This is a genomic window from Paraburkholderia elongata, assembly GCF_013177735.1.
GTDB lineage: Bacteria > Pseudomonadota > Gammaproteobacteria > Burkholderiales > Burkholderiaceae > Paraburkholderia > Paraburkholderia elongata.
Genome location: NZ_WOEZ01000123.1, coordinates 78,887 through 90,201, shown reverse-complemented (window position 1 = coordinate 90,201; position 11,315 = coordinate 78,887). Strand labels below are relative to the sequence as shown.

Sequence of the window (11,315 nt, the reverse complement as noted above, 5' to 3'; positions counted from 1 at the left end):
TGACGGCCCTTGAGCGCCACTATCTTGCACAGATCTCTGTCGCAGTCGGGGGGGCGCTCGCCTTCAGCGAGCGTCCGCTTCGAGCGAGGCAACGGCCGTATAGGCAGTGGGAGCAAGCGTCTCAAACTGGCCGCGTGCTGCCGGACGCGTCGGACTCGTGGCGACCCGGTATAGCCGTTCCCCTTGCTCGATACCGGTCATCCAGGTCGTAGCCCCGCGTGATGGTGTAAATCCATAGTCCGGACGGGGCTGAGATGCGCGATTATTCAGCGGGCCACAGCGGACAGCCGAGTGGGAACAGTATTGGTTAGCCGCGCACAGCCGCCTCGATGGCGGCGACGTCGATCTTTGTCATCGGCATCATCGCCTCAAACGCACGTTTAGCCGCGTCGCCACCCTTGGCGAGTGCATTGGTCAGCACACGCGGGGTGATCTGCCAGCTAACGCCCCATTTGTCCTTGCACCAGCCGCACTGGCTTTCCTGCCCGCCATTGGTGACGATCGCGTTCCAGTACCGGTCGGTCTCTTCCTGATCGTCGGTCGCGATTTGGAAAGAAAAGGCCTCACTGTGCTTGAACCGCGGCCCGCCATTGAGGCCGATACAGGGTACGCCCGCGACGGTGAATTCGACAGTCAGGGCATCGCCCGCTTTGCCGTCGGGATAGTCGGCCGGCGCACGGTGGACGGCGCCGATGCTGCTTTGCGGAAAGGTTTCGGCGTAGAAGCGCGCGGCCTCTTCGGCATCGTGTTCATACCACAGGCAGATCGTGTTCTTGGTCATCTTAAATAACTCCCTTTGCCAATCAGTGAGAAGGCAGCGGTCGTGTCCCGCGTGACGGTGTAAGTCCCCGGCCTGGAGAGGCTGAGATGCGCGGTACTCAGCAGGCCACAGCCGACAGCAGAGTGGGAACAGTATCGCTGAGCGTTTGCAGCCCCTCAAGCTGCATGTAGCGGCAGCGGCGGTTGCGCGACCAGGGACGGCTATCAAAACGAGTAGCGAAACATTTATGAGCAATTCGGTGTGAGGCGCACATAGCCTTGAGGTCGTCTCCGGCACCTCCAATTGAAAATCATCTAGCGGACCTCCTGCCGCCGCCCGCTGCCCCATGCATGAGGGGCCGTTTCCCGTGGCACGTAAAGCGGTGATCTGCGGCAGGCGACCCGGAGCGCCCAGCCATCGCTACAAAAAGCAGACACGTGACGCATGTGATCAAATTGGAGTTGCTCCAATGCCGCTATCCATGTGCGTATTTCAAGTACCTGCAGCACGGATTGCCCGCGCGGCCTGTTAGCGTCCCGGGCTCACTCGCCTGGTGGCGAGCAAGCCTCAACCGCGGAGCGCCACAGTAACCACAACGAGAGCCGAGAAGATCAGCGCCGGGGCGAGATGCCCGAACGACTCCCGGTTTCGTAGCAACGTGAAGAGCGCGACGACCATGATCGCACCGGCCAGCGTTAGGCCCAAGACCCTCGTTTGTTGTCCAAAAAGAAGTGCCGCACACAACAGCTCAAGAGCGCCACAGAGCAAATGAAACCATGCCGGGTAACCCCAAGCGTGCGAAGTCGCGCTTCACCGCGCCGCGCCCTGCGAGATTGACCGCCCCAGCAACCGCGAACAGAACCGCTACGATCATCGCGAGAATCGACTCGAAAGATGCACTGTTCCACGCCATGGTCATGCTCCGTTGATTTGCTGAAAGTGCTTTTGTACAGAGAGGTCCGCAATCAGGCCGGGGCCATGGGGCTTCCACGCAAGAACTCGCCGGGCATGCTGGCCGCTTACTGTCTGATCGAGCGCCAGTGCGTCAGCGAACGGTCCAAGCGATTTGCGAGCATTTCATATCGAAACTGGCTCGCCCTGCCCTCCTTATCGCGACACAACCCTTTTGCACGCTCTCCAGTCGGACGCGATATCGGCCAACGCGCTGACACTGTGCGATTCGTTTGATGGACCGTGCGCTTCACGATTCATTCCCGACTCCTCCCGCGACTTCGGAAGACATCGCGACCCGGTGGTATGCGCGCCACACAACTGCAGTCTAGCGTTGAGCTACGGACACGTTAAGTGATCGACGATGTAATAGTTAGGTCCGGTTTTCCTCAGGGTCGTGTTGAAGAACACGTTGTCTAGCCCGATGTTTTCATTGGAACCGTTAGCCCGGGCATAACCTCGACTATCGTGGGCCCTGCCCGCCTGAACGTGTACAAAATTGCTCGAGTAATAGCAAGCTACCGCCGCGCTTGTAGTGGTCGTCACTTTATTCGAGTCACCACTCGAGGCGCCAGAGCGATTCTCGGACCTGACCGAAAAACTGTAGCGGGTGCTGGCCGTCAATCCCGCCACCGTGTAATTTGCATCGGCTATGAGACTGGGGTTAACTCTGATCGCCCCACCCGAGTCGCTCGAGCGAAATACGTCATAACCCGCAACCCCGGCCGCGGCGGTCCACGACAATCTCACTGTCGTGTCGGTTACGCCCGTCACAACGAGATTCGTCGGCGCCGCTACGGCAGGCGGTTGGCCACTGGTCATGGCAAGGACCTCCGACGAGGGCGCGCCTTCGGCTCCCCCGCTGTCTGTCGCTTTCACGGTATAGCGATACTGCGTGCCCGGTGACAAAGGAGAATCCGTATAGTTGGTCCCTGTCACCGGGGAAGCGTTAGCCCTTGTGCCATCGCGGTAAATGTTATATCCGGCGGCGCCGGACACGCCGTTCCATGACAAGGAAGCGGAACTATCAGTCGTGTTCGTCACCGTGAGTCCCGAGGGCGAAGCCAGTTGAGTTGCGCCGCTGGTGATTCTGTCCACCATCGCCTTGACAGCCTTCATCTGGTTACCCGTCCTGGTGGCATAGTTTGGATCATCGTAACCCCACCAATCCCAACAACCGTTTGGATTGTTGCGGCCGTTAAACGCTTGCGGATAGAGAACGATAATGTTGTTCGTATCGGCCCACTGGTTATAACCCGTGTTCCTGACGTAAGTCATACCGAACGTCACCATTCCTGAACCGGCAAAGTACGAGTAGACTGGATACTGCTTGCAACCGTGAAATACCACGTGAAGCTTGCACGCCTGACCGGCGGCGCAGTTAGCCGGCACATAAGCCCAGCCGGTCGTCGCCATGCTGTGGCTATTCGGGTTGGGGATGAATTCACTCTGATCAAATTCGATGAAGTGATCGTCACTCAACGCCCCTGTGTTCCTTGGATTTAGAGTGTCACCGTAAATCCATTTCAGCAAGTCTCCGGCCGCGTCGAAGTGGCAGTTGTTGATGTAGGGATCGCCTTTGGTAGGACAACTGTTTCCGTAGAAATCGGTGGACATTGCGTGCTCGGCGTCCATATTATTAATGTATTTTATCTGGGTATTACTGATGTAGTGTGAATAGTACGTGCGCAAATCATTCATCACGGACTGCTTGACCACCGAATCCGCTGTGCCGGAAAACATCCAGATCCTGTGACTGGCTAAACCGGACGTCGGATCTATCGCCTGATTCCGTGCGTTCTGTTCCGTAATCCCGATAAGCGTTGACACGTTGGTTGAACCATTCGCGGCCATGCAAGGTTGCAGGGCGGTGGTGACACTTCCTTGGGCGCAATCGTACGGGCCACCGGCGATAATGCCGGCACCCTTCAGGAAAGAGGAATACCCCACGTCGAATTGAACCGCCATGAACCCACCCGAAGACAAACCGGACACCGACGTCTGCTTGATGTCGACGTTAAATTTTGGCAGCGCAACCACAGCTGCAACTGCCGACGGACACTGAGCGACGGCTGCGAACAAACATAGCGCCCATCGCAACAGGCATTGGCCATTTCGTGCACCCAGGACGTTCTGAATCAGAGACATGATGTTCGCTATCCTTGTGGCCATAGATCTCTGTCAGGCCAACCGCATCACCAGGGCATAGTTCTGCGGTGTCGTCACCCGGAACGCGCGCACGACGATATCGATGTTCCCCTTCGGCACGTCGGCCCAGGTCACCTGCTCAACGTTGTTCGCACGATCGAAGTCCGCCGAACCGGGGGCCACATTGCCATGTCGCTCCTGACCATCCGCGGATCGAATGATCAGATCCAGATCATTCTGCAGTGCTTCTCCGGGCGCATCGGTCCAGACCAGCGTCACCTTGAGCGTGCGTCCGTCGACATCGACCGCCTGCGCCGCGTGTTCCTCACTACCTGTGTCGAGGGTCCCGGCCTCGTCCTTGAACGTGACGGTTTCTCCGGCTGCGTAAGGGCCGACGGTCGCCGCCAGATCGACTCTGCCAAACCCCTGGGAGACATCGGGCGGCGCCCCGACTTCCGGTGGCGCGTATTGGCCGGCGATGACCGTTGCCCCGTTGATCAGCATCGCCTTGATGAGCGCCGCGCTCGGCTGCGCGATCCCGCGCGACTTCAGGTACTGCCGGACCACGGCGGCACAGCCCGCGACCAAAGGGGTTGCCATGCTCGTGCCGCCGTCATAGAAATAGAGCGGATCGGTCGATGGCGCCCACCCGTCACCTTCGGCCAACCGGGATCGCGTCGAGAGAATCGCGGTTCCCGGCGCAACGACATCGGGGCCTATGCGGTTGTTGACCGCCGGCCCCCTGCTGCTGAACGCGGCCATTCCGTCCGGATTGTTCGCCACCAGATCGTCGTGGATCGGGTTCTCAGGAAAGTCGCCCGGCCAGCCATTGCCGTAACATAGAACGTGAGCAGGATCGATGAAATCCGGTCGCCTGCTTTCGCAGGCCCCGACGGTAATACAATTTTTTGCGGTTCCAGGTGAACCCACCGATCCCTCATCGATGATTCCGCGTCCCTGGGAATCGATGCCGTCGTTGCCGGCGGCAAAGCAGATCACACAGTCCCTGAAATTCCAGACGAAGTCGTCGACTTCACTGGAGTTCGCCGTGTAAGCGCCGGCTGTTGGACTGCCCCACGAATTCGTGTGAACTCGCGCGCCGTCGTCGCGGTATGGGCCGGCAAAGAGATCGTGCAGATCGGCGGGCAGCCCGCCCAACGTGTCGTTCGAAGCGAGCAGCGATTGCAGAACCAATTGTGCTTTGGGCGCCGTACCGCGGATCGGCGTGCCGTCAGCGAAGACCCCGTCTCCGAGAACCGACCCGGCAACGTGCGTTCCGTGGCCGTTCGGATCGCTCGCGTCCGGTCGGCCTAGCGGATAAAGTTTGAGCACGCGTCCCGTGAATGCGGGATGCACATCGACGGTGTCGCCCTTGTCGAAACCGGTATCGGCTATAGCGATAATTTCGCCCTCCCCCTCGAGGGAATGGCCGGTCTGCGCATCATTGGCGCGCAGGATGCCACGTGCAACGTTGTTGGCAAGCTTTGGCGCGATGTAGGGCTCGATATGCCCGACCTGGTCCACGGCGGCGAGCGCTGCCAGGCGCCGGCGCGCGACGGTGAGTCTCACCTTGTGTCGGCCCACCTCGAGCTGCGACGGATCCAGGCCGGCCGCCGCCGCGATTTTGTCTCGGACGGAGTCCGCGGCGACCTGTCCGTGAAGCACCACATCGACGGTCACGCTGTCCTTCGACAACGTGTCCGGTGGCGTCAGCGACAGCAACTGCCCGCTCGCGCCGGCCTTGGCGCCCGGGCGCAACGACGGGTGCACCTTGAAGCCGGTCATGTAGACGTTCGCCCACGCGACATAGGCGAGCGCCCGTATGGGCTTCAGGTCGGAAGGCGGGTAATGACAGATATAGGTGTCTTCGGGAACGTACCGGAGGATGGCCGCGCCGTGGCGCGCGAGTTCGTCCCTTTGAGCCTGAGTCAGCGGCTGCTTCGCCTGGACGAGAATGTAATCCGATGCGGAACTGTCTGTGCTCAGGAGATTGGCCGCCGCGAGCGCAGGCTGACTTGCTACCGGATCGATCGAAATTCCATTGATGGTGATCTTGGCCATCGAATTTCCCCAAATCGCGTTAAACAGTTGCCATGGAGCGGCAGGTACTCCGGGCAAGAAATCAGGTTCAAAATCAGTCAATCCTCGCGGCGAGTCAGGCTTGACTTGCCTTCACCACGCTACCCGGTCAGCCCGCCACCCCGAAATGGCGCTTGTAGGCTGCCCTGATGAAGTCGTGCGCGTCGCCCTGGGTAATGGGAAGCGCGGCCGCAGTCATCGTCGCGGGCTGCGACGCCTGCGTGAGATGGTAGATCCTCATCAGCATGTCGCGCTGGTCTGGATCCAGCGGTTGATTCGCGGGGTGCCGTGGATCATCCTCGGCCACGGTGATCTGTGGCAGTGCCGCGCGCGGCAGCGTGACGGGTGTGTCGTTGCGCAGCTCGGCCACTTCGGCGAACAGGGCCTCAAAGCTGTTGGCGCTCGCGTCCCGCGCGGTGAGAAACCCGCCGAGACCGAACATCCTGTTTAGCGTGGCGAGCACCGACGTGTGCTGGTAGCGCGTAGAATCGACACGTTGCGCCTTCACCCATGGGGACGCGATCACTGCAGGCACGCGGATCCCGAGCCGGTCGAACGCGAACGTCGGTGCGAACGACGGGTCGCCCTCGGTCGGCGAGGTAAGTCCATCCGGATTCGGCACATCCTGTGAGGGCGGCGCGACATGGTCATAGAAGCCGCCGTGCTCGTCGTACGTGACGATGAGGGCGCTTTTCGCCCAGACGTCCGGATTACCGCGCAAAGCTTCATAGACGTCGGCCACGAGATTGTCGCCGTACCGGGCATCCTGAGGTGCGTGCTGCGAGTTTGCGAGTCCGCCGGTCGGTGCGGCCGCGTCCCTTGAATTGAAGAAGCGCGGGATGATGAACGAGTAATTCGGCAGTGTGCCCGCCGCGACGTCGGCTTTGAACGCGTTGTCGAACAACTTGAAGTTTTGCGTCTTCCCGTTCACCTGGGAGAATTCGAGCACTTCGTTGCTGTCGAACGCGTACGTGGCCCAGCTAAAACCGGCGTCTTCGAGCGCGTTGTAGATCGTGCGCACGTCGAGTACGCGTTTCCAGTTGTTCAGTGCGAAACCCGTCGAGGTCGCCGCCTGCATGTAGAAGCGGTTGGGCTGGGTCGGCCCCGGCACTTCCGAAAACCAGTTGTCACATACACAGAACGCATCGGCCAATGCGTTGATGGACGGCAGGCTGTTGGCCGAGAAAGACTGCATCACGACCTGCAGCGTGTTCGGATCCGGGTTCGATACGTGGTCGTGTCTCAGCTCGTCCCGATAGTTCCGCACGAATCCGTTGTTGGAAGGCGGCAGACCCGCGCTCGGTCCGGCCTTGTCGTTCACGAGCTGGTAATTCGTCGCGTTCACCGAATGCCCCGGTCCGTTTCCGGCGAGAACGGCAAAGGGCGCATTGCTGTCGACCTGAAACGCTGGATTCGCGTCTGATTGCGGCTCGGAAGGGTCAGGCAGATTGAATTCGTTCCCTTTGAGCCCGTTGACGCTCTCGCGGAATCCGAAAATATGGTCGAACGACCGATTCTCGAGCATCAATACAACTACATGGTCGATTTTTCGCATGGCCATCGCGCTCCCTTACTGTCATCGAACCTGTGTCCGCTGGTACGATAACCCGCCCTCAATACCAGTCACAGCGTTGCCGAAATCGGTTTCCATTCAATCAGGCCCTCACCCGCCTCATCCTCTTGCCCCTGGGTGAAGGCGCGAGTCGCCTCGCGACCTGTCACCGCTGTCAAGGGCTCAGTACGGCGTGCGGTTCGAACGCCTGCGATATCTCGCGATGCCCATGGTTGCCTTCTGCTCTGGCTGAAGCACAGCCTTGATCGCGGCGATATGTGTCTGCGCCTCCCCATAAAACGACGAGAGGTCCGCCTTCATCGCGGTTCTTGATGCATTGTCCAGGTAGACCATATGGCCCGACGGATAATTCCTGACCGTCAGGTTGCTCTGGGTCGGCACGTTGCCTAGCGGCATGTTCTGGAAATTGAGTATGGTCTGGAAGAATGGCGTCACCGCGTCGTAGTACCCGTTTGCTGAAAACACCCTCAGGTAGGGATTGACGGCCATCGCGGCAGCGAGGTCTCCTGCCGTATAAAGACTTCCGATGCCGCCTCGTTGGGCTCCCGTTGGATCGACATGGCTGAAGTCCCAGTTAGCGAAGGCCTGGTCGTTCAGGTCCATGAACGGCGATATCGATGTGTATTGCAACGCCTCGTTGAGGTACACGTTCCACATAGCTGTATAAACACCGCCCACGGCAGCCATCGTCGGATCGTTGCCGCCTGAGTTCGGCGCGACAAATTCGGCAATGCCGGTGTCTTCCCCAGTAACACGGCCGTCATACGCGCCTACAGCCAACCCGGCGTCCAGCAGGAGGCTCGTCAGGAACACCGAGCCATTTCCCGTTGAGGGATTGAGTTGCCAGTACTTGAGGACCACGGGTGGGATGCCGAGGATGTCGCTGAGATACTGCAGCACGTCGGGATCGACTTGTGGGAAAGCGGCTAATGCATTTGCATAGGGACCACTCGCAAACGCTTCCACCTTGTCCATGAAGCCGGGCAGATCGGGAGGCACCGGGGACAACGATACTTTGCCGTGGAACAAGGCGTCAGCCGCATATGTTGGAAGGATTCCAATCGGATTGCCCGCCTGTGAGTAGTCGAGAATCGAAGATTGCAGAACGATTCCGTTCAGATCGACGCCATCTTCGTGCAACATCCACGTGAGCACACTGGTACGCGGCGTTCCGTACGATTCTCCAAACAGGTACTTCGGGGAATTCCACCGGTTGAACGCGGTCAGATAACGTTTGATGAACTGCTTGATACAGCCTGCGTCTTCATCGACGCCCCAAAAGTCCTTGTTGGTGTGAGGCTCGATCGCGGTCGAGTAGCCCGTGCCAACCGGATCGATGAACACTAGGTCAGTGCGATCGAGCAGGCTGTCCGGGTTGTCTTCCAGCGTATAAGGCGCTGGTGGTGTGAAGTCCGGCATGCTCGTTTTGATCCGCCTCGGTCCGAAAGAACCCAACAGCAGAAAGACCGACGACGAGCCCGGTCCACCGTTATAGAAAAAGGTCACGGGCCGCGTCGATGGCGTCGCGTCATCGGCTGTGAATGACACGTAGAACAGTTTCGCGCCTGGCCGTGAGTTGTAGGTATCGGTCGTCACAAGGTGACCCGCTCGCGCCGTATAGGCAATCGACTTTCCGTTGAGCGTCAGCGTGTGATGCGTGATCGCAGCATTTTCGGTGACATCGCTGACTGAATCGCCGGGACCGTACCCGTACGGTGTGGCGTCGGCAAGCGGCTGATCGGGTGGCGTCCCATTCCTTGCGGTTGCATTCATCGCAGTTCTCCGTTTTCAGTTGAGTCGAACACGCCTCCAGGTTTCGACGTCGTCCCGCCGCCACAGTCTGGAGCGTCAGCCGTTACAGGAAGTGCATTGAGGAACGCGAAGGTGGTCGTAGACATCTGATGCATCACAAACGCGCTGAGGGCGCTGGCGTGCGCGGAGAGTTCAACTTTCCCGCGTGGGAACATTGATGGTCCTGCGAAAGCCGTATCCATGTCGCCACCTCTGGCGACGTGATGAACATCGCCTCGAAACGTGGTTCACACCCCGATCACGATTTCCCGGCACTCGAAGTTTCGGCGGTACCTGTCGCGCACACGTCGCCGCAGATGGGATTCAATTTATTTAAGGCGTTCTGGTGTGCGAATGTAGCGAAGTATAGGCAAGTGCCCGTCGTTTCCAAGGAGCATTTTCACCACCTGTGTTCTCCATTGAACAGACAGACAACGGTCTGGATCGCTGATGACGGGAGAGAAATGGTTCTCATGCAAATTGCAGTTTCATGCACAGTCCAGTGCTAACGGCGCCTTGGTCGCGCTCGATCCTCAACCTTCTATAAGCATTGCGCCGGGTACTCCAGAGTGCAAAGTAAAATGAAATATTCATGACGAAAAGCTGAAGAAATTCTGAAGATGGCTTGTATCGTTTGAGAGTTGAGAAATGCAACTGTCTCAGCAAACGGCTCGTCACCAATTGCAGGGTTGAGCTGATCTCAAAGAATGATTCTCGCGGAGTGAATACGGAAAGAAAGTGCGAAGTACCGACGCTCGAAGAGCGCGGTGAAACTGCGGTAGTTAAGTGTTCCTGGTAAATCTGTTTGAATTTCGCTAACCTGGCGCCTTCTTGATGCCGGGGTAGCGGATGAAGTGTGTGGTAGAGCTGAACGAAGCCGAGGAAATAACGTTGCAGCGGCTTTCGATCAATCACCGGCATCGGGAAACGCGCACGCGGGCAGCGGGTCTGCTGATGCTCGGGCGCAGGATCAAGCCCAAGGTCATCGCCTTGCAGCTCGATGTGAGCGGGCAAACGGTCTACAACTGGGCGCACGCATGACGGGACGAGCAGTTTGTCTTGCCGCATCTGAGTACGGGTCGGCGTGGTCCGGCACCGACGCTGGGGTTGCACAGGATCTTCAACTACATCCTGCAGTTGCTGTACATGGGATGTCAGTGGAAGGCGCTGCCGATCGAGAGGAATGCCGAAGGTCGCCCTGAAATCCACTACACGCGCATCTATCGGGCGTTGCGGCGATGGCAGGCCGATGGCTGCATCGACGCGATTTTTGCGGGCTCGGTGCGCAAGCTTCATCAGGACGGGCTGCTTGAGCTAACGGTCATCCACGGCGACGGCACGACCACTGCCGCGAAGAAGGGCGGCGACAACCTGGGGTACAGCGGACACAAGCACCTGAAAGGCGACAAGGTGGTCGCCTTCTGCGATCGCGGCTGCAACGTGATCGCGCCATTCGTTTCTGCCCCGGGCAACCGCAACGAATCGCCGCTGCTGCGTGAGGCGCTGCCCAGATTGAACCACATGGCCCGCGCCATTGGCATGGACCTGCAAGGCTCAACGGTCAGCCTGGACGGCGTCTACGACTGCCGGGCCAACCGCAAGGCGATTTTCAACCGGGACATGATTCCCAACATTCCCGAAAATCCGCGTGGCCGCAAAGCGCCGAAGCGGGGCCGCAAACTGCAGTTCAATCCGGCCATTTTCGAGGAGCGCTTCAGGACCATCGAGCGGGTCTTCGCCTGGGAAGACAAGTTCCGGCGCCTGCTGCTTCGCTTCGAGCGTCTGAGCCCGGTTCACTATGCATTCAAGACCCTCGCTTACACGATGATCAACCTGCGGCACTACGGCTGACTATCAGCGCCGGTGCGAGCACCGTGGCAATGGCGCTCGGCGCCGTGAAGCGTCACGTCAACTTCATCTGCAGTCCTGAAAAACTATCACTCAAAATAACATAAAGATCGACTTTTTTCACAACTCGAACCGCCCCTGCGCGCTCACGCCACATCGCTTCAC

9 protein-coding genes are annotated in these 11,315 nt (G+C 59.1%); 2 read left to right on the top strand and 7 right to left on the bottom strand.

Translation table 11 applies throughout. From position 1 onward, the window contains the following. Positions 1-307 precede the first annotated feature (307 nt). The 7 genes from GNZ13_RS23175 to GNZ13_RS23150 form a co-directional block, all read right to left on the bottom strand. Positions 308-781 (bottom strand): VOC family protein, encoded by a 474-nt coding sequence (locus GNZ13_RS23175; protein WP_172168390.1) that lies wholly within the window; start codon positions 779-781, stop codon positions 308-310. 546 nt (positions 782-1,327) lie between these two features. Continuing rightward, positions 1,328-1,504, bottom strand: a complete 177-nt coding sequence (locus GNZ13_RS52640) for a hypothetical protein (protein ID WP_236002152.1) — start codon at positions 1,502-1,504, stop codon at positions 1,328-1,330. Between the two features lie 4 nt (positions 1,505-1,508). Beyond that, positions 1,509-1,673: a hypothetical protein gene (locus GNZ13_RS52635; protein WP_236002151.1), complete on the bottom strand. Its 165-nt coding sequence runs from the start codon at positions 1,671-1,673 to the stop codon at positions 1,509-1,511. A gap of 377 nt (positions 1,674-2,050) precedes the next feature. Further along, a complete protein-coding gene (locus tag GNZ13_RS23165) occupies positions 2,051-3,859 on the bottom strand; it encodes an extracellular catalytic domain type 2 short-chain-length polyhydroxyalkanoate depolymerase (protein ID WP_172168388.1) in 1,809 nt (602 codons plus the stop codon). 33 nt (positions 3,860-3,892) lie between these two features. Beyond that, complete coding sequence (locus GNZ13_RS23160) at positions 3,893-5,920, bottom strand: S8 family serine peptidase (protein WP_172168386.1); 2,028 nt, start codon at positions 5,918-5,920, stop codon at positions 3,893-3,895. Positions 5,921-6,047: 127 nt separating this feature from the next. Then, positions 6,048-7,493 carry an alkaline phosphatase family protein gene (locus GNZ13_RS23155; protein ID WP_172168385.1) on the bottom strand — a complete coding sequence of 482 codons (1,446 nt, stop codon included), beginning with the start codon at positions 7,491-7,493 and terminating at the stop codon, positions 6,048-6,050. Between the two features lie 180 nt (positions 7,494-7,673). After that, positions 7,674-9,284, bottom strand: coding sequence for a S10 family peptidase (locus tag GNZ13_RS23150; RefSeq protein WP_172168384.1), 1,611 nt, complete (start codon positions 9,282-9,284; stop codon positions 7,674-7,676). 867 nt (positions 9,285-10,151) lie between these two features. Between GNZ13_RS23150 and GNZ13_RS23145 the strand changes: the two genes are divergently transcribed. Both GNZ13_RS23145 and GNZ13_RS23140 read left to right on the top strand, forming a co-directional pair. Continuing rightward, positions 10,152-10,343 carry a hypothetical protein gene (locus GNZ13_RS23145; RefSeq protein ID WP_216674984.1) on the top strand — a complete coding sequence of 64 codons (192 nt, stop codon included), beginning with the start codon at positions 10,152-10,154 and terminating at the stop codon, positions 10,341-10,343. A gap of 18 nt (positions 10,344-10,361) precedes the next feature. Then, positions 10,362-11,153 (top strand): transposase, encoded by a 792-nt coding sequence (locus GNZ13_RS23140; protein ID WP_236002150.1) that lies wholly within the window; start codon positions 10,362-10,364, stop codon positions 11,151-11,153. Positions 11,154-11,315 lie beyond the last annotated feature (162 nt).

What these genes read in the sequence shown, in the direction of transcription:
- GNZ13_RS23175 (WP_172168390.1), bottom strand. Translation starts at nt 781, where the DNA reads ATGACCAAGAACACGATCTGCCTGTGGTATGAACACGATGCCGAAGAG.
- GNZ13_RS52635 (WP_236002151.1), bottom strand. Translation starts at nt 1,673, where the DNA reads ATGGCGTGGAACAGTGCATCTTTCGAGTCGATTCTCGCGATGATCGTA.
- GNZ13_RS23165 (WP_172168388.1), bottom strand. Translation starts at nt 3,859, where the DNA reads ATGTCTCTGATTCAGAACGTCCTGGGTGCACGAAATGGCCAATGCCTG.
- GNZ13_RS23160 (WP_172168386.1), bottom strand. Translation starts at nt 5,920, where the DNA reads ATGGCCAAGATCACCATCAATGGAATTTCGATCGATCCGGTAGCAAGT.
- GNZ13_RS23155 (WP_172168385.1), bottom strand. Translation starts at nt 7,493, where the DNA reads ATGCGAAAAATCGACCATGTAGTTGTATTGATGCTCGAGAATCGGTCG.
- GNZ13_RS23150 (WP_172168384.1), bottom strand. Translation starts at nt 9,284, where the DNA reads ATGAATGCAACCGCAAGGAATGGGACGCCACCCGATCAGCCGCTTGCC.
- GNZ13_RS23145 (WP_216674984.1), top strand. Translation starts at nt 10,152, where the DNA reads ATGAAGTGTGTGGTAGAGCTGAACGAAGCCGAGGAAATAACGTTGCAG.